Here is an 18,066-nt window from a genome sequence, read left to right as displayed (position 1 = left end):
ACAAAATCACCAAAAAACACAGGACACAAGACTAAAAAAATACCGGCGCAGTTCAAAACAGATCAATAACACTGTTTACCTGCAAATTACCACCTCAACAAATATAGGTAATAATTACGCATTAACAAAGACTTACCAAGCCAAGTGCATGTAGATCTGGCCATCTAAAATCAAGAGTTGATCTTAGTAACACTTTTACTCTAAACCATAAAAAAACCGCCTGTTTTCACAACAAAAAAGTCACATACATATATACACATCACAGTTAATGATTAAAAGCAGTCCTAGAATATGCCCGGTTAATATTCGCGCGGATTTAACAATACCCCATTTTTATACAAGGAAGAGCATAGTGAAAATACCGAGTTCTATTACCAGCATGAGTTTACTGGCGGCATTCAGCTCAGTGGCTTACGCGTCAAACCCGGCACAGACAGATTCAATATCTGACTTTATTCAAACCGCAACCCCCTTCTTTCAGGAGCAGTGTCATCTTTACGGCACGGAAACGGAGCTGCCGGGTGATTGTGAGTATTACCTGCTGAACTTAAAAGAGCAGAATTTAACTGACAGAAAAGACTTCACCTACCGCCTGTTGGGTTTAGGCATGCACAGTAACTACATACTAGTCACTAAACCCGGCAGTCTTAAGAAAAGAGAAATTTATCTGCTCGATGAGATCGAGCTGGATTATATTGCAGAAAACTTAACTACCGACTTAAGCAGGTTAAGCCGCAGCCGAAGATCAACAACAGCAGATAACGGCAGTGTTATGGAGCAGGTGATACACAAACGCTTTAATGTAGAAAGACAAAATAAGGGCAATGTAACTTTAAAATATAAACTGCGCTTCTACAGTAAATCTCCGTTTTATGCCCGATCAGGTGATAAAGATAAATATGTAGAAATCGTACTTGCCGAGGGCTCAGGGGTTGATATGGGCATGGCAGATAACTGGTCTGATATTTATAGGCGCTGGAACAGCAACAGTAACACCAGCTATGTTTATAACGAATACCTGGATGATATCAGCGTTGATATAAAAGTGAATGACGCAGCAAAATTAGACTCAGGACAGATCTACCTCAATGACCTCTATCCGAGAATGCAGGACCAGGTTGAATCTAAAATTGAAAAAGAAACCAGCACCAGCATCAAAGTCGGTTTAGGTTTTTCTCCGAAAATACCCATCAAAGATATTGAATATAAGTTTACTGATAAATACAGCATCACTAATAAAAAGCAGTTCGGCCTGGTCAGTACGACTAATCCGGATGGTTACACTATCAAATATGTAAACAACAAATACGGATCAGCAGTCAAAGCGGTAAACGGGTTCTGTAATTTAGGTACAGCTGACGGCTGGTGCTGGGATTATGATGAGCGCCGCGGCAACCCGTGGAATTTTGACAAATTAAGAGATAACAATTCACTGGCGATCAGTGGCCTGCGCCCCGACTTTGTTGCCAAAATTGCAGCCAGAGAAAGTGTTTCAGGTTCCTCGGATATCAGTGTTAAAACTCAAATAAGCAGTTTGGCGCTATTCGGTCATAACCGCTGGATACTCGGACGCCGCTATGCATCAGGAAGCCAGTTATGGACCAGCAATACAGGTTCTGATTCTGACTGGAAAACCGACAGGGATTTTGAAAAGTTAAGCTATTCAGATCAGTTTTCTGTCACGGTTAACTGGGACAGTCCGTGGTTTCTGGGCACCGATTCCGTCACCATCAAATCAACTTATTTAAGCCAGGAAAGCGCACAGTGTTTAACCGTTCTTGACGATAATACTCTGGCATTTCAGGACTGTGTTGACGGTGCTAAGTCACAGTCATTTGTCTACGACCAGGAACAGAGATACAGAAGTGTCGCCAATATTAACCAGTGTCTGGAAACATCACACAGCGGTCTGATATTAAGCTCCGACTGTTCAGCTGATTACGCACGAAATACGCAGGTCTGGTACTGGCAGGAGCCTAACGGTTTTGCCAACGACGTACTTTATACCGTCAACTACGACAGAACTATCAATGCCATCGATGCATCCAGCCAGGTACCACAAGTAATCACTTTAGCTGACGATCAAGAAAAACCGGACAGTATTCTTTATACAAGCCGCTTTACCGATTTCAGTACAGTTAAACCGTAACAACACTTTCCGGGCGGAATAAACTGCCCGGGATTTTATTCACAGCAATACTCTTTACTCAAAAATTATATGGATTTATACATGAAAAAGAATTTACTGGTTACAACATTATTACTTTCACTGTCCCCGTTTGCTTCAGCAGCTGAAACAGTCACTTCTGAAAGCATAACTGCCGCTGAGGTAAAAAGTGTACAGTCATCAGACACTTATACTTATGTAAGATGCTGGTACCGCCCGCATTACAATCACAATGATCCGGCAACAGACTGGGAATGGGCGCTGAATGACGACGGCAGTTATTATAAACTGCCCGGCTACTGGTACTCTTCTGTCTCGTTTAAAAATATGTTCTATACCGACAGGTCTCAGGATGAAATAAAAACACGTTGTGATAAAACCTTAGACGTAAACCATGAAGCGGCTGATATTACCTATTTTGCATCCGATAACCGCTTCTCCTATAACCATTCAATCTGGACAAATGACAGCAGTTACCAAGCACCGGTCATTAATAAAATTATTAGTATCGGTGACAGTATCTCAGACACTGGAAATATGTTTAACGCTTCACAATGGAGGTTTCCAAACAGTAACTCATGGTTCCTAGGTCATTTCAGTAATGGTTTGGTATGGACTGAATACCTGGCTAAAAAACACGATCTTCCTTTATACAACTGGGCGGTCGGCGGCGCAGCCGGAGAGACTAAATACCTGGCTTTATCGGGTGTTAATGATCAGATCGACTCCTATTTAGTGTATATGAAAATGGCGAAAAACTATCAGCCCAAAAACAGCCTGTTCACACTAGAAATCGGATTAAATGATTTTGTAAATTACGATCGTTCAGTAGCCGATGTGTCGGCTGACTTTAGCGCCGCGATGAAAACACTGACTGAAAACGGTGCACAGAATATTCTGGTGCTTAACCTGCCGGATGCAACTAAAGCACCACAATTTAAATACAGTGATCCTGCCGACGCCTTGAAGATTAAACAAAAGATTGAAACCTTTAACCTGTTTATTGCGCAGCAGGTTAATTACTACGCGGTACAAGGCGTCAATATTTCTTTGTTTGATACTTATACCTTATTTAATGATGCCATCCAGAACCCTGACAAATATGGTTTTAAAAATACAACCGATGCATGTTTAGATATTAACCGCAGTAATTCCATCGATTACCTATTAAGCCATTCTTTAACTAATGACTGCGCTGCTGATGGTGCGGATAGTTATGTGTTCTGGGGCATTACCCACCCGTCAACACAAACGCACAAAGTAATGGCAGAGGAAATTACCCGTTTATCATTAAGCGGTTTTTCTTTTAAATAAGCAGTTTAACTTTAATAAAACAGGTGCCTGAAATAATCGGGCACCTTCACTTTTACCAAACGACTTATAGAACGACTCGTCAGCGGCAGGCAAAAAGATAATATCGGTGCTGTAAGTGGCCCAAAACAATTGTAATAAAAAACTTAGCAACAAAACAAATCCTCCACAGCTACTGATACCGTCAATATCTACCTGTAACATTGTAACCACTTGTAATCCTCCTAAAACTTATACACTAAACATGTTAAATAAATAATCAGAGAATAAGCAGCCAAGAAAAAAAGCAGGCAATAAAAGCGCATTTATCATCATATTAAAATTAAAAAAAACAGAGTTTATTCACATAATTTTTTGATTAAAGAATAGCCGCACGACATCACAGTTCAGAAACTGCCACATTGTTGAAATATTACAGCAGCGTTACTTTATTCGCACCACGGAACAAGGTTATCAACTCCTTTATATCCTCTTCAGTCTAATTTGGAACTGAACTTGAGAGGATGGTATTAATTATGAAAAAAATCAGAGCGCTAAGCCTGTCTCTAATCACCATATCTCTACTTTCAGCCTGTAATAATGACGAAACCATTATCAATGAAGAAACCATTGCCGACGCAGATATCGTTATCGGCTTAGGTCTGCAGGTAAACTATGCCAGCTGCTCTCCAAGACTTTTACTGGAAAGCCGTGTTGACAGACTTTACTTAGAGGGCAGCAAAAAAGAAAACCCTCTCTATGTGGTTTCGGGTAAAGGTAACCCAACTTCTGTGCCGCTCTGTGTAGAAGGTGAAGTCGCTACAGATAAAACTGAAGCGGGTGCAATGCGTGATATTCTAATGAGTAAATACAGCGTGCCTGAAGATCAGATTCTACTAGAAGAGGAGTCAACAGATACTGTCACCAATGCAGCGTATGTCAAAGAACTGTTAGATGAAAAAGTACGCAATAGAGAATTTATTGTCCAGTCATACACCCTGGTAACGAGTAATTACCATATGCACCGCGGCGGTGCAGGCAATGACTCATCAGCTCCTTATTATTTCAACAATGAGTTTGGAGCGGACACTTTTGTTGAAGGAGAAAACACCTTCGAGTCCACCATTATTGATAATGAAAGCGTATGGACACAGCAGTTTACCAACAGCGCAGGCTGGGTGGTAAATCAGGATGTTAGAACAGCAGCTGATATAAACGGTGACGGCAAAGCAGATGCTGTCGGTTTTCAGGCCGGCAGCGTATATGCAGATTACAGTAACGGCTCCAGTCAGTTTGAAGATAAGGTACTGCTGACAGACAACTTCTTACCAGCCGCCGGTTCATGGACCGCTGCAGATTACCGCACTACCGCCGACATTAACGGCGACGGTAAAGCAGAGTTAATCGGCTTTGCAGGTGACGGCGTGTACGTCGCCAGCGCGGCCAATAATTACCAGGCTGAACTATGGACAGCTGATTTCGCTTCTGATGACGGCTGGACGGCAGAACGTCACGTCTATCAGATGCAGGATATGAATGATAACGGTAAAGCCGATATTGTCGCTTTTGGTGAAGACGGGGTTTATGTTGCGTATGCTGAAGACGGAAAATTCGGCCCGATGCACAAATACTCGGAGCAGTTCGGCGCAACGGCTATTGTTAACGGTAGTGAAGACGGCCATGACTTTGCTTCCAGCCTGACTCAATACCTGCGCTTAGCCGGAGATGTAACAGGTAACGGTTACCCTGATGCAGTTATTTTCGGTGCTGATGCCATCTATGTAGCAGAAAACAACGGCACTGAATTTTCTGAAGCAAAAGCCTGGTTAGGGCCGGAAACAGACGAAGAAGGTAATCATGCCAGCTTTATCGACGGCTGGGACAATGCTGATCATTATCGAGGTCTGGCTGATATGAACGGTAACGGCAGATCTGATATTGTCACTATCGGCAATAAAGATGTGGTAATCGCACACTCCACCGGTGAACGCTTTGAGCATTTAAACGGCGTCTGGTCTTACACGACTGAAAACCGTCATAATGATGAAAATGATCTCGGCTGGCATCAGTTTACAAAAAATGTAGGCTGGAGTGGTACTAACTCAGTGCGGGTATTTGCAGATGTTACCGGCAGCGGCATTCCTGATTTAATCGGCTTCTATGAAGATAATGTTTATACCGCTATCTCAGTTGCTCATTAAAATCCGTACACCTTAATCAGCAGCACTCCGGCATAATATAACTGCAGCCGGAGTACTGCTTTATTTTAAAGAATCGCTTCTACTTTTTGTTTCAGACAATCTGACCAGACACCAACTTGTACCTGCCCAATGTGCTCTTTTTGTAATAACAGCATAGCCAGACGCGACTGGCCGATACCTCCGCCGATAGTCTGCGGTAATTTAGATTCTAATAACATCTTATGCCAGTCAAGTTCTAAACGGTCAACATCACCGGTGATTTTAAGCTGCTTCTGTAATGCTTCCGGGCTGACTCGGATACCCATTGAAGATATTTCAAATACATCTTGTAAAACTGGGTTCCATACTAAAATATCACCGTTTAGTCCGGCATATTTATCACAGGTTGCACTTGACCAGTCATCGTAATCCGGTGCACGTACATCATGAATCTTCCCATCTGACAACAGCCCGCCGATACCTATTAAAAATACCGCGCCGAACTCTTTTACGGCAGCTCTTTCACGGTCTTTAGATGATAGTTCAGGATGCTGCTCAGCAAGCTGCTGCGCATGGATAAAAGTAATCGTTTCCGGTAAAAACGGCTTCAGAGCGTACATTTCATCCAGTTGAGATTCTGTTGCTTTAATTGCACTATACAGCGTGCCGACCGTCTCTTTTAAAAACTCTAAAGAACGTTCCGTGCTTTCGCAAATCACTTTCTCCCAGTCCCACTGATCCACATAAACAGAATGAATCGGGCTTAATTCTTCTTCATCGGGGCGCAGTGCTTTCATATGCGTGTAGATACCCTGACCAATACTGAAACCATGCTCACCTAACGTTTTACGCTTCCATTTAGCAAGCGAGTGCACCACTTCATAATCTTGTGCATGTTCAGGTAACGATTTTACTTTAACTGACACCGCTTTTTCATAACCGCTTAGGTTGTCTTGAATGCCGTCCCCTACTTTCGCCAGAATTGGTGCCTGTACCTCAATGAGTCCTAATTTCTGCTCTAGCTGAGATGAAAAGATCTGTTTGGCTTTACTAATTTGCTGCTGGCTTTGAATGTATTGGCTAGTCATAATTTTATTTCTCTATAAATAGTTTTTGCTTAAGAAGTTGGGAATATAATTACCTAACCAGCCACAAAGCTCAACATCCACCAGCAAAAATAGCTTTACACAAAAAGAATCATCAATAAAATAAGCAATTAACCGAGGAATCAATAATTACGGGTAGAAAATATGACGACAAATTATGAGATCGATAATCTCGATAAAGAGATACTTAACGCATTATCTGAAAATGCACGTATTCCCTATGCGGAACTGGCTAAAAACTGTTCAGTTAGTGCCGGTACTATTCATGTAAGAATAGAAAAAATGAAGCAGGCAGGCATTATTGAAGGCACCAAAGTGTCAATTAATGCAAAAGCACTGGGTTACGATGTATGCTGTTTTATTGGTATTAACCTGAAGAATGCGAAAGATTACCCGGATACTATTAAAAGATTAGAAGCGCTTGAAGAAGTGGTTGAGGCTTATTATACCACGGGAAACTACAGTATTTTTATCAAGCTGATGACACGTTCGATTGACCACCTGCAGATGACCCTGATTAATAAAGTACAGGCCATTGATGCGATTCAGTCAACGGAAACCTTAATCTCATTACAAAACCCGATTAATCGAGATGTACTGCCCTAATAAAAAGCCCGAAACAGTTACCTGCATCGGGCTTTAATAACCTGACTTAGTGCAACCTACTTAACAGAGTTAAGCGCCAGATCGGGCTGTTCATTCTTATCTGTTTCTGAGTTCTCTGGTTGAGTACCTAACTGGCCGCGTTGTTTCTTATAGCGGCCCTCCCAGTAGTCAGCACCTTTAATACCCAGCGCAACAGGGTTAAAGCTGTACTTTTTAACACCGGCTTTCATCTGCGCTTCATAATCTTTTAAGGTGACGATTGCCGGTTTTGCCATAAAGAAGATAATTAAAATACCGACAATATTTAACCATGCCATTAAACCAACACCAACATCCCCCATTGCCCAGGCTAAATTGGCTGTTCTCACAGTACCGTAAAACACCGCTGACATCAGGACCAGCTTAAGCACAAACACCATGCCCGGCACTTTTATCGTACGGCGTAAATATGCGATGTTAGTTTCGGCGATATAGTAATAAGCCAGAATCGTTGTAAAAGCGAAGAAAAACAAAGCAAGTGCAATAAACATTTTCCCTATACCCGGGAATGTCTGCTCAATAGCCATCTGGGTAAAGATCGGACCATTTGCACTGACCTCAGCGGCGATATTCTGAACAACAAAGGTGTCAGGAGCAGCGCCGTGAACATTGTATGCACCGGTAAGAAGAATCATAAATGCAGTTGCAGAACAAACCAGTAACGTATCAATATAGATAGAAAATGCCTGTACTAAGCCCTGCTGTGCTGGATGGTCAACGTTGGCGGCAGCCGCTGCGTGAGGACCACTTCCCTGCCCTGCTTCATTTGAATAGATACCACGCATCACTCCCCAACCAATAGCGGCACCAAAACCAGCCATTGGTGTAAAGGCATCAGAAACGATCAGTTTAAATATGCCGGGAACTTCACTGATATTCAGTAAAATAATGATAAAAGCAACAATGATATAAGCAAGTGCCATAAACGGAACAACAACCTGAGTGAAATTAGCAATACGTTTAACACCGCCAAAAACAATAAACCCAAGAATGATTGCTGTACCTGCACCGGTTACAATTTTAGCAAAACTAAATACGCCAATACCGGTTTCAATCATGCCGCCTGTACCAAAAGCATTCTCAACAGCATTACCGATACTGTTTGACTGTACACCAGGAAGCAGCACACCGCAGGCTAGAATAGTGGCAATGGCAAAAATCCATGCATACCATTTCTGTCCCATCGCTTTTTCAATATAATAAGCAGGCCCGCCTCGGAACTGTCCATCTTCTTTTTCTTTATAGATTTGTGCAAGCGTTGATTCTGCATAAGCTGTTGATGCGCCTAAAAAGGCAACCACCCACATCCAGAAAACAGCACCAGGCCCACCGAAACCAATAGCAGCGGCAACACCGGCAATATTACCCGTACCAACACGGCCGGATAAAGATACTGCTAGAGCCTGAAATGAACTGATCCCGCTGCTGGAGCTTTTTCCAGAAAACAGTAAGCGCAGCATCTCTTTAAAAAGTCGAAGCTGTACAAACCGCGTCATGATTGAATAAAATAACCCAGCACCTAAACAAAGGTAGATAAGCACCGGACTCCAGATTATACCGTTTAAAAACCCAACAAATTCCTGCATATAAACCCTTATAATTTATTTATTGACTAAGCTTTGACGCTTCTAAAGCCACTAACTAGTATGAAAACAGACGCCGGATAAGCCGTCTTGCTTAATAATGTAATCGTTTTGTAACCGCTTCAGGCACGCATTTATCCGTATTAAACTCGGCTAAAGACGTCACTGAAAGTAAATTTTATGCCCACTGCAATTGCTGGTAATTGTTTATACAGATGAATTTTCAAGAAAAATAAGCGTGCAGATACAAATAGTGATGCTTGTCATTGTTTATTTTTCATACTGCAGAGCAGGTCACTTTTTAGACAAAAATAACAATAATCTTACAACCGCGTAACAACAGCCAGATTTCCTCAGTACAAACAGCATGATATAACTTGCCGTTTTACATACAACCAAGCATCAGGCACACCTACAACCACACAAAATACATTTAATAAACAATCACATACGAAATGCAAACAAACATTTACAAAGCCTTACGAGCATACGCAGGCAGTACCTGCAGATAAAACCAGTCTGCATGACAAATATCCATCCCGACTTTAGTTTTAACAAACTGCATGCCAGAAAAATAAATAAAGATAAAAATTAGCGGTTTAAATCTCATTCTTATTTATAAATCATTCAATCTCGACACAGCAGACTGTTGTTTAGAGCAATTTATATGCCAGCAAAAACAAATACTCATTAATGAGTAAGAAAAGCCTCTATTATCAACACCTAGAATGCTTTTTTGTAGCTGCAGTAGATTTTAAAAACAGCGTATTTTATGCAAAAAATACAAAGCAACGCACCACACAAGTGCATGACGCACTATTTTGGGTCATCTATTTCTATGCGCTTAAAAAAGAAAGGCGCTGTTTGTGGTAAACAGCGCCTTATTTATAAAACAACAGGAGAGCAGTGCCGCATAAGGGGTTTAGAGAATCTGAAACAAAGGGAGTTTAAAAATCAGCTCTATTTTTTTAATAAATACAGTTAAATAAAAACAGATGCAGTTGATCTGCTTTTTCACGACGAGCGGTATCATCCGCATTATCATCAAGGGCTGATTTATACTCTTGATAAGCAGGGCTGTTTAACAACTGCTCTTCAAACTGCCTGCCGCTTTTATAACTGCCGTTTGATACCGGGATTAAATTCCGCAGTTTTTCTAATTCGCCAAAATCAAACCAGATACCGGCACAAGACGGACACTTATCGACTTCAATTTTATTTTTCGAGCTGTAAAAACTTCTATCCATCACTGTACCCGTACACTTGGGGCAATTAACATGTTTATTTAAATTCAATGGTGGTGGAGTAAACTGTTTTAGATGCTGGACTAATAAACCGCCGCGTATTTTGGTTTTTTCATCGAACTTTTCTATTTCATCATGATCAAAAAAAACACCGCCGCATTTTTCAGAAATATCGACGGTAATCCCCCCTATGTTTACGGGTTTCAGGTCGACGCCTGTTCTAGGACATTTCATGTGACTTCCTTTTACAAAATTAAAGCATTTAAAATTCAATTATGTCACTTATAGATTTTTATTCAAAGGATCAGCTCCCGAGCACTTTTTATATCCAGCAGCGGTGTTCACATAATTGAGTAAATTGAAGCTTAATTTAACAGACTTTACTTTTTAAATTCAAAAGCTTGATATATGCACCATTAAAAAAATGATGCCTGAGTAGGATGAACAGCAAGCAGCGGCCCTTGTAAATACAAGGATTTAATTAATTTACCTCAGAGAGACATTATGAAGCAGATAAACGTTTACCAGCCTTTCTTGATTTCAACTTTCCAAAGAAACCATACCCTTACTTTAAGTGATATGAAATGGACGGCATTTGAGCGCCATGACTTTCTGGGGGATGGAGAAGACTGGGCCCTGCTGATAGAAAACCTGCTGACAGAAAAAAACCCACAACTGCTGTCAAAACTCACCTTTGGTGATGAAACTATGATGTTTTGCATCCGCAGCGAAGATAAAGATGCATTACATGAAATTGCAGAAATGGTGTTTGAATTTTACCAGGATCAGGATTTATTAGATGCGCATATTACACGGTATGCGCAATACGATTTTGAACCAAATGCAGCTTAAACAGCTTACGTCAGTCATAACAAATTGTTTCCCCTCGTTCCCGCAAAAACACCGGAACGAGGAGTAATGAAAATTATGCAATAACACGCATTTCATTTAAGGTAAAGTCTGCAACCGCACCTTCAGTTGCCTGCATATATTCAGCTAAATGCGAATTATTCATATGCGTCTGCCATAACTCTCTGCTTTCCCAGTTTTCATAAAATACAAAAACACTAGGGTTAAGTCTATCTTGATGCAGATCATACTGAATACATCCCTCTTCCTTACGGGTCGGCTCAATCAGTTTTAATAATTCGCTCTTAACTAATTCAACCTTATCTGCTTTTGCTTCTATTCGCGCGACAATCGTTAATACATTTTTCATTTTACTTACCTTCTGTTGTTGAGTTGCAGTGATTATAGCCAGTGCTAAAATAAACATAAACAGGGGTAACTCCCTTACACTTTCAAAATAATTTTGATAATGAACACTGCTGATCTTGAACTTTTTATCCCTATAATAGAGAATCAAAGCATCACCCTGGCAGCACAACAGCTTGATATTACAGTCGCAGGACTCTTCACTGGCGGCTTTCTCTATTACTAAAATAAACTGAATAACCTGCGCATCCCCCGCACACTTAAAGCAGTTCGGCACCCCGAAAGTTCCTCTGGATCTGCTCAACCATAACTGCTTAATCTACTGTCTTGGAAACCGGGTTTATGATAACTGGGAGTTTCAGCAGAAAAACCGACTCTGTAAAATACAAGTGAACAGCAACCGCTTATGTAATGACGGGGATATTATCAGACGCTGGGTGGCAGCCGGCAGAGGCATCGCATATAAATCCCAGCTGGATATGAGCACGGACCTTAAACTCAGCCATGCAGTAGAAATCTTATCGCCATACCGGACTCAGACAGAGTTGTTTATGGTCTGCCCTAACCGTAAATCTGTTAGTACTGCGGGATATGCTGCGCAGTAAAATTTCACAGGTTTTAAGCTGTACAAGTTAAACAATTCCGCAGCTAAACACAGGCCTATTCAGCACGTTTTTCAGCCCGATAGGCTGTGGGTGTTTTGCCCACCAGTGTTTTAAAACGACGGCTGAAATTGGCCAGCTCCTTAAAACCTACCTGCTGCGCGATCTCCTGAATAGACCAGTGCTGCAGCGCTAAAGACTGTTTAGCCTGCTCAATACGCAGATCCTGCAGGTGCTGCATGGGTGTTTTCGCTAACCACTGATTAGTTAAACGGTATAAGTGTGCCGGCGAACAATAAATAAGAGCAGCCATCTGCTCGACCGTCCAGTCTTTATGAAGCTGCTGACTAAGCAGATAAGTGAAATGCTGCAGGCGCATCTGCACCGCTGATAACTGCGTTTTTTTCTGCAGACTGGATGACACAATATGCTGCAGCTGCTCCACCAGCATATTATGCAGACAGGGATCATCAAACTCGCAATATTTGCCGCTGAGCACTAAAGACTCAATGGTATGGCGCAGTACTGCGCCATAGGTGGTGGACTGCAGATAAGCACCGGAGTTTTTCAGCAGCGGCCACTTTAATCTACCGTCAAGCATTACCCAGGTTACAGACCAGTGCGAGCAGCCCATCTCAAAACCATTTGCGCAGCCCTTCGGCACCACAATTAATGATCCGGCTTCAAGGCGAAACGACTCATCCTGCGTATGCAGAAGCCCGACCCCGTGTGTTGTATATAACAGCATATGATATTTAGGATCCTGACGGTACAGACTGAAGGCTTCAAGGGCATCACATGAGCCAAGCTGGGCATAACCCAGTGTCGCTAATTTTGCTTCATCTTCCCGCTCCAGTATATGCTGTTTACATTTACTGGAAATCTCACACAACTCCGGCCACTGCATTTCAACTCACCACTGCTTTGCTGTAAAAAATTTAAACAAAAATAGTTTAAAGCAAATTAAGGTAATACATCGACAACTCTTATACATCTAAGCAGTTAAAACACATTCCGTGAAGCAGATCACATTTCCACACCCTGTCATCAAAAATTACAAAACATACAGGAATTGTTCAATTCAACATCACCTTGTTTCACTACGGGTGAGTAATAAAGTTTTTTACTCAATATGCAGGAGCCTTGCTTTTTATACTTTTAGTTTAGAAGCAAGGCAGGCCCAATTATTATTTTGTTCAGTACAAACTGGTTAAGCAGCTCTACATTCCCACCTTGAGTGAGAACTCAAAATTAAAGACCTGTCCTCAATGCTCTCAATACCGAAGATATTTGGGTGTTATACATGTTTTTTCAGCTTTCAGGCGTAAGTCAAACGGCTCAAGAATCCCCGCCCCTGCAGCAATTATCGTATCACAATAATTTAAAATGGAACTTCAGTGAAAAGCTTAGAGAAGTTGAATAATGCAGGACAAACTAAAGGGCAATAGTAATAAACAGCCAAAACGATAAATAAGTGCCGACTGATCGACACACATTCTTATTTTTTATAGGTAATTGACACTGTACTTAACTTGTATGAAGTCATTAGGAAATGCCGTGGCTTGTGAATTTTCAAGCTTAATACTCTGTTTGATTTGACCAAAAAGTGGAATTCCCTGCCCTAGCAGTACAGGGGCTTTGGTGATCGTCATTTCATTGATAAGTTTAAGGTTAATAAAAGAGGTAATGGTTGCTCTACCATCAATGTAAGCATGATTAAAACCATCGACTTCCAGCTTATTAATTAGTTTCTGAATGTCACCAGAATACATTTCGATTTTCTCTTTCAAGTTTTCTGGCGGGTTCTTCACTGAGTTACTTAACACATAGATCTTAGCGTCACCGTAAGGCCATTGTTCAGGCGCTAAATTCATATTAGAAATGACTTCCATACATTTACGCCCCATGATCATGCAGTCTACCGATCTGATAAATTTTTCAAAACCCATATCGGGATTACTGCTCATATCGGCATCTTGTTTTCCAGCAGTATGCAGCCAGTCAACACCACCATCCAGTGCTGCGATATAACCATCAGCGCTTGCTGCAATATATACGGAACATTTCATATGTAATTATTTACTCTTAATTTTAGGTTATATATAACGCAGCCAGCAGTTACCGGAGTGAATCAGCTGCTATTCTACGTTTACTGCGAAGCAGCTGCATTTACAACTAAATATACTGATTTGCGGATCTTTTGATGTAATGTATTTCCTACGTGCCTGCGAATTTGCTATATCTATAGCTCAACGAATCTCTCCACTTTCACTTCTGGACAATCTTCAGTCCTTAGCGCATTTAAGGTACCTTCACCTTTCACCATCAAGAGTAATTCTTTCGCCTGACATATATTTTCTCTCGTTATCCAATGGACAAAAATAATTGAATTTAAACTTTAAAACCGCCACAGTAGATCGGTATTTTACAGCATCACATGGATGCACTTTCAGGCACCTTTAAAATGCAACTAGCCCCCTCAGCTTACAAAGGCTTAACCTGATAGGCACAGCGCCTTGCCCCTTCGACAATATGCTCTTCACGAGAAATGCTAGCAAGCCCCGTAAATAGCTGTTGAAATATTTCCAGCTCAGAACGACAAAAACCAACACACGCGACGGCGGCAGCACAAATTGGACAGTGGTTTTCTAAAAACCACCAGCTGCCGTCCTGCTGTTCAACGCTGGCCATATAACCTTCTGCACTGCGTAATTCCACTAGTTTAATAAGGCGCGCTTCAATACTTTCTGCCCCCTGCATCGCTTGCTGATAACTGCTTAGCATTGCCTGTTCACGCTGGCTAATGAGTTTATCCAGGCCCTGCTCGCCAAACACTTCGCGTACCGAGATAAGCAGCTGCACGGTTAGCTCTTCATGCCTGTCTTCAAAGCGGCTATTAGCTTTTTCTGTAAGCTTCCAAAAACGGGTCGGCCGCCCTCTCGGCGCTTTTTGGTCGAAAAAAGCAAGCTCTTCATTTTCTTCTAATAACTGCAGGTGTTGGCGCACCCCCATGGTAGTCATCTTCAATATTTCAGATAACTGTTTGGCGGTCATTGCCCCGTTCTCTTTCAGTAATTGAAAAAGATTTTCAGTGGTTTTTCGGCGGTTTTTTTCATGTTTATTCATAGCCGTATTATTACCTGCCAGAACATTAAGTAAAGTTTTTTCTTTACTTAATAAGTAAACAGTACAACACAGCAAATAAGCAGCAGGAAAACCAGATGAAATTATTAGTGATCAGCGGCAGTCATCGGAAAAACTCACAAACCGCTAAAGCGGCAAAATACATCAACAACAATAAAAACGCTTTTAAACAGAGCAGACACATTGATTTATGCGAATTAGATTTACCGTTTTGGGATGCGCTTTCCGACTACAAAAACAGCAGCCCTGTATGGCAGGCAGCAGCGGCACAAATTAAGGAAGCGGATGCGCTGATCTTAATGACACCGGAGTGGGCAGGTACGGCTTCGCCGTTAATTAAAAATTTATTATTAATGAGTGACCTGGCCGATACCGCACATAAACCCGTGATGTTAGTAGGCACCAGTAGCGGTATCAGCGGCACTTATCCCGTGGCAGAACTGCGTATGAATGCATTAAAAAACACCAAATTAATTCCGGTACCCGATTATTTGATTGTGCGCTATATCGACCAGGTACTAAATGAACAGCAAGCGGTTGATCAACACGACCAGAACTTACGCGATCGCATTAGTTATTGTTTGGATATGTTAAATAACTATGCCCAAGCCATGTTAGCGGTACGCACGCAGTTCAACGAGCAGGAAAAACAGTTACAACAAAAATATGCTTATGGTATGTAAGCCAAACTAACGATAAAGAGGAACAACATATGATCAGATTAGAGCACATTAATATCGTAGTAAAAGACATACAAAACAGTTTAACCTTTTATCAAGCTGCTTTTCCCGACTGGAAAGTCAGAGACTCTGGACAATCAGAGTGGTATGGAGTACCGCGTAACTGGCTGCACTTTGGAGATAACAGCACTTATATCACCTTAAATGATGATGCTGATTCACCAGCTAGAGAGCGCAGCGCTCACCAAGCAGGAATTGCACACCTTGGTTTTGAAAGCAGTAATATTAAAGCGTTACAAGCTCGTTTAGAAAATGCTGGTTTTAAACATCATACGCACGGAGATGATAATCCGTTTCGTCATAATATTTATTATTTAGACCCTGACGGCCTGGAAGTGGAGTTTGTTCAGTATTTCAGTGATCTGACTGCACAAAGAAATTCTACAGTTTAAAAATTTTATAAAAAAAGGCGGCGAAGAAAAAGGGAAAATCCAGCCGCCGGCCTTGTTTACTAGGTTTGCTTTTTATTCAGGTTAAGAATTTCTCCGCCAGATATGTGCATTGATCTGCACTTTATTTTTGTGTTTTTTCTTAGCACTACCTTCAGGCTTTGCCATCGGTTTATCTGCAGCAGAAGATGCTCCACTGATAACTTCAGCGACTTCAAAACCGGCAACTTGTTCACGTTCAAGCCAGATCTTGTTCTTTTTTTCGATTACTTTGAAATGATGGTAATCATCAACATCGATAAGTGATAATGCTAAGCCAACTTCACCGGCACGGCCACTTCGGCCAATACGGTGCATATAGTCTGCTGGACTTCTTGGTAAGTCAAAATTGATCACCACGGGCAGTTTTTCGATGTCTAGACCACGGGCGGCAATATCAGTTGCAATTAACACTTCAATTTCGCCTGCTTTAAACGCATCAAGTACCCGAGTTCGAGCAGCCTGACCTTTATCGCCATGAAACACTTGTGCGCTAATGCCGCGTTTAGAGAGTTTTTCAGCTAAGTGATTACAGCTGTTTTTGGCATTAACGAAAATTAGCGCCTGCCGCCATTGATGTTGTTTTATCAAAGACGCTAACAAGGCTGTTTTCTGCCCCTTGTTAACGGTAAAAACGCGCTGAACTAAGGTGCTGGCATCAGCACTTTGCAATTGTATTTCAACAGGGTCGTTGAGCAGTTCCTGGGTTAAAGCCTGTACTTCCTCAGGAAATGTCGCTGAAAACAGTAAAATCTGTTTTTTCTTCGGCAATAATGCGAGCAGCGCAGACAGCTCTTCAGTAAAGCCCAGGCTTAGCATCCGATCAGCTTCATCAAGCACTAAGGTTTTAACCCTGTCGAGCTTAATAGCATTACTTGAAATCAAATCTAGTAATCGGCCGGGCGTTGCAACCAGAATATCAGTACCGCCGCGTAATGCGAGCATTTGAGTATTCGCAGATACACCACCAAAAACAGCAGTCGTTTTAACCTCGCCGTTAAAATGCACCGCATAAGATTTAATGCTGTCTGCAACTTGCTTGGCCAGCTCACGGGTAGGCACCAAAATCAGACCAGTAACATAGTTACCTTTACTGCTTTTACTACTCAATGGCTTTTGAGTGTGTAAGTGCTGCAGTATAGGCAGTGCAAAGGCGGCCGTTTTACCCGAACCGGTATTTGCCCCTGCAATTAAGTCACCTCCCGCTAATATACTTGGGATAGCTTGTGCTTGAATAGGCGTTGGCTGCAGATATTCCAGCTCAGTTAATCGAGCTAACAAGGGAGGAATAAGGCCAAGTTCTGTAAAGTTGGCTGGCGTTGTGATAGAGGTCATTAATATAAAGGGCTCAAAGCAAAGATAATAGCCCGCTATTTTAACGTATTTATACCTCGTTAAGTTAGTGAAATCGATCAAATCATCAAATCAGTTCAAATTACATATGACAACCCGCTATGGGACTTCTGTGTAAAACCAACAGGGCCAAGTTCTGAACTGTTTTACACAACTAAATCAGACTTTTTTCAGTATTTTCTCAGTAAAAAATTCTCTGTTAGCCCGCTCACCTAATTAGTTCATTTGCGTTGAATATCTGTTATACCATTCCGCTTAATAAAGTGATCAGAGTTTGCGCAGGAAAAATAGTTAAGGTCAAGGCGCGCGATTGAGTGCAACACAGGCATTCGCTATTTTAACCAGCAAAAATGACCAGATACTTAGGCG

General features: G+C 41.6%; 17 protein-coding genes. 8 read left to right on the top strand and 9 right to left on the bottom strand.

All coding sequences use genetic code 11. The annotated features are described in order from the left end of the window. The first annotated feature begins 352 nt into the window (after positions 1-352). Complete coding sequence (locus tag G327_RS0109965; RefSeq protein ID WP_019614626.1) at positions 353-2,149, top strand: hypothetical protein; 1,797 nt, start codon at positions 353-355, stop codon at positions 2,147-2,149. Positions 2,150-2,230: 81 nt separating this feature from the next. After that, positions 2,231-3,481, top strand: a complete 1,251-nt coding sequence (locus tag G327_RS0109960; protein ID WP_019614625.1) for an SGNH/GDSL hydrolase family protein — start codon at positions 2,231-2,233, stop codon at positions 3,479-3,481. On the opposite strand, the gene G327_RS0109955 is transcribed toward G327_RS0109960, so the two are convergent. Then, on the bottom strand, positions 3,458-3,682 hold the full coding sequence (locus G327_RS0109955; RefSeq protein WP_019614624.1) for a hypothetical protein: 225 nt from the start codon (positions 3,680-3,682) through the stop codon (positions 3,458-3,460). The two genes, G327_RS0109960 and G327_RS0109955, sit on opposite strands and share 24 nt — an antisense overlap. Before the next feature lie 311 nt (positions 3,683-3,993). On the opposite strand from G327_RS0109955, the gene G327_RS0109950 reads away from it, so the two are divergent. After that, a complete protein-coding gene (locus tag G327_RS0109950) occupies positions 3,994-5,658 on the top strand; it encodes an ElyC/SanA/YdcF family protein (protein ID WP_019614623.1) in 1,665 nt (554 codons plus the stop codon). A 65-nt stretch (positions 5,659-5,723) separates the two neighbouring features. Here G327_RS0109950 and asnA read toward each other — a convergent pair whose 3' ends face one another. Beyond that, complete coding sequence (gene asnA / locus G327_RS0109945; protein ID WP_019614622.1) at positions 5,724-6,725, bottom strand: aspartate--ammonia ligase; 1,002 nt, start codon at positions 6,723-6,725, stop codon at positions 5,724-5,726. Between the two features lie 162 nt (positions 6,726-6,887). Here asnA and asnC point away from each other — a divergent pair, with 162 nt between their 5' ends. Further along, positions 6,888-7,349 carry a transcriptional regulator AsnC gene (asnC, locus tag G327_RS0109940; protein ID WP_019614621.1) on the top strand — a complete coding sequence of 154 codons (462 nt, stop codon included), beginning with the start codon at positions 6,888-6,890 and terminating at the stop codon, positions 7,347-7,349. Positions 7,350-7,405: 56 nt separating this feature from the next. On the opposite strand, the gene G327_RS0109935 is transcribed toward asnC, so the two are convergent. Continuing rightward, complete coding sequence (locus G327_RS0109935; RefSeq protein WP_019614620.1) at positions 7,406-8,974, bottom strand: alanine/glycine:cation symporter family protein; 1,569 nt, start codon at positions 8,972-8,974, stop codon at positions 7,406-7,408. A 965-nt stretch (positions 8,975-9,939) separates the two neighbouring features. Continuing rightward, positions 9,940-10,449: a TFIIB-type zinc ribbon-containing protein gene (locus G327_RS24415; RefSeq protein ID WP_019614617.1), complete on the bottom strand. Its 510-nt coding sequence runs from the start codon at positions 10,447-10,449 to the stop codon at positions 9,940-9,942. Positions 10,450-10,719: 270 nt separating this feature from the next. On the opposite strand from G327_RS24415, the gene G327_RS0109915 reads away from it, so the two are divergent. Continuing rightward, on the top strand, positions 10,720-11,067 hold the full coding sequence (locus tag G327_RS0109915) for an Imm51 family immunity protein (protein WP_019614616.1): 348 nt from the start codon (positions 10,720-10,722) through the stop codon (positions 11,065-11,067). A gap of 73 nt (positions 11,068-11,140) precedes the next feature. On the opposite strand, the gene G327_RS0109910 is transcribed toward G327_RS0109915, so the two are convergent. Beyond that, complete coding sequence (locus G327_RS0109910) at positions 11,141-11,434, bottom strand: putative quinol monooxygenase (RefSeq protein ID WP_026339291.1); 294 nt, start codon at positions 11,432-11,434, stop codon at positions 11,141-11,143. A gap of 232 nt (positions 11,435-11,666) precedes the next feature. Here G327_RS0109910 and G327_RS26495 point away from each other — a divergent pair, with 232 nt between their 5' ends. After that, positions 11,667-12,035, top strand: coding sequence for a LysR substrate-binding domain-containing protein (locus G327_RS26495; RefSeq protein WP_083938483.1), 369 nt, complete (start codon positions 11,667-11,669; stop codon positions 12,033-12,035). Between the two features lie 55 nt (positions 12,036-12,090). On the opposite strand, the gene G327_RS24405 is transcribed toward G327_RS26495, so the two are convergent. From G327_RS24405 to G327_RS0109890, 3 genes are all read right to left on the bottom strand, one after another. Continuing rightward, the gene (locus G327_RS24405; protein ID WP_019614613.1) at positions 12,091-12,939 is read right to left on the bottom strand and encodes an AraC family transcriptional regulator; all 849 of its coding nucleotides are present in this window, start codon (positions 12,937-12,939) and stop codon (positions 12,091-12,093) included. A 598-nt stretch (positions 12,940-13,537) separates the two neighbouring features. Further along, positions 13,538-14,101, bottom strand: coding sequence for a dihydrofolate reductase family protein (locus tag G327_RS0109895; protein WP_019614612.1), 564 nt, complete (start codon positions 14,099-14,101; stop codon positions 13,538-13,540). A 415-nt stretch (positions 14,102-14,516) separates the two neighbouring features. Continuing rightward, complete coding sequence (locus G327_RS0109890; protein ID WP_026339290.1) at positions 14,517-15,158, bottom strand: helix-turn-helix transcriptional regulator; 642 nt, start codon at positions 15,156-15,158, stop codon at positions 14,517-14,519. Between the two features lie 95 nt (positions 15,159-15,253). Between G327_RS0109890 and G327_RS0109885 the strand changes: the two genes are divergently transcribed. Next, positions 15,254-15,859 (top strand): NADPH-dependent FMN reductase, encoded by a 606-nt coding sequence (locus tag G327_RS0109885; protein ID WP_019614610.1) that lies wholly within the window; start codon positions 15,254-15,256, stop codon positions 15,857-15,859. 29 nt (positions 15,860-15,888) lie between these two features. Continuing rightward, positions 15,889-16,308: a VOC family protein gene (locus G327_RS0109880; protein ID WP_019614609.1), complete on the top strand. Its 420-nt coding sequence runs from the start codon at positions 15,889-15,891 to the stop codon at positions 16,306-16,308. 81 nt (positions 16,309-16,389) lie between these two features. Here G327_RS0109880 and G327_RS0109875 read toward each other — a convergent pair whose 3' ends face one another. After that, positions 16,390-17,679: a DEAD/DEAH box helicase gene (locus G327_RS0109875; protein WP_019614608.1), complete on the bottom strand. Its 1,290-nt coding sequence runs from the start codon at positions 17,677-17,679 to the stop codon at positions 16,390-16,392. Between the last annotated feature and the right edge of the window lie 387 nt (positions 17,680-18,066).

The organism is Psychromonas ossibalaenae ATCC BAA-1528, assembly GCF_000381745.1.
Taxonomy (GTDB): domain Bacteria; phylum Pseudomonadota; class Gammaproteobacteria; order Enterobacterales; family Psychromonadaceae; genus Psychromonas; species Psychromonas ossibalaenae.
The sequence above is the reverse complement of the archived record's forward strand: the minus strand, read 5'-3'. Positions and strand labels throughout refer to the sequence as shown.